This is a genomic window from Streptomyces canarius (assembly GCF_014650735.1).
Lineage (GTDB): Bacteria > Actinomycetota > Actinomycetes > Streptomycetales > Streptomycetaceae > Streptomyces > Streptomyces olivaceoviridis.
The window spans coordinates 1-683 of the sequence record NZ_BMVN01000230.1 but is presented as its reverse complement, the minus strand read 5'-3'; the positions used below and the strand labels follow the sequence as shown (position 1 = coordinate 683).

Here is a 683-nt window from a genome sequence, read left to right as displayed (position 1 = left end):
CCTGCACGGCTGGGACGGCACTGCGGGGCCTGGACGACCTGGTACGCGCCGGCAAGGTCGGCTACATCGGCATCTCCAACACCCCGGCCTGGCGCATCTCCGCCATGCAGACGCTCGCCGAGCTGCGGGGCTGGACGCCGCTGATCGCGCTCCAGATCGAGTACAGCCTCATCCAGCGCACCGTGGAACACGAACTGATGCCGATGGCACGCGAGATGGGACTGGGCGTACTGCCGTGGTCCGCGCTCGGCGGCGGCCTGCTCACCGGCAAGTACAGCCGCGCCGACCTGGCCGGGCAGGAGGAGCAGAACTCCGCGTCCGGCTCCCGCAAGGGCGTGATCGCGGCCTCCGGCCAGCTCACCGAACGCGGCGTGACCATCGCCGAGACGGTCAAGGAGATCGCCGGAGAAGTCGACGCCAGCCCCGCTCAGGTCGCGCTGGCCTGGACCCTGCTCAACCCGGCCGTCGTCTCCCCGGTCCTGGGAGCACGCACCGCGCGGCAGCTGGAGGACAACCTCGGAGCACTCGACGTCGTCCTCGGCGAGGAACACATCCAGCGCCTGGACGCCGTCAGCCGCCCCGAACCCCTCTTCCCCACCGCCTTCATCTCCACCCCCATGGTCCGCGACCTCATGTTCGGCGGCGCCCGCGTCCCCACCCGCCACCACCACTGAACCACCCGG

Annotated in this window: 1 protein-coding gene; it reads left to right on the top strand. The window is 71.0% G+C overall.

The genetic code is table 11. The features are described 5' to 3' along the window. The coding region (locus IE294_RS47030; RefSeq protein WP_189895425.1) for an aldo/keto reductase at positions 1 to 674 on the top strand (674 nt) is incomplete at its 5' end. Positions 675 to 683: the final 9 nt, after the last annotated feature.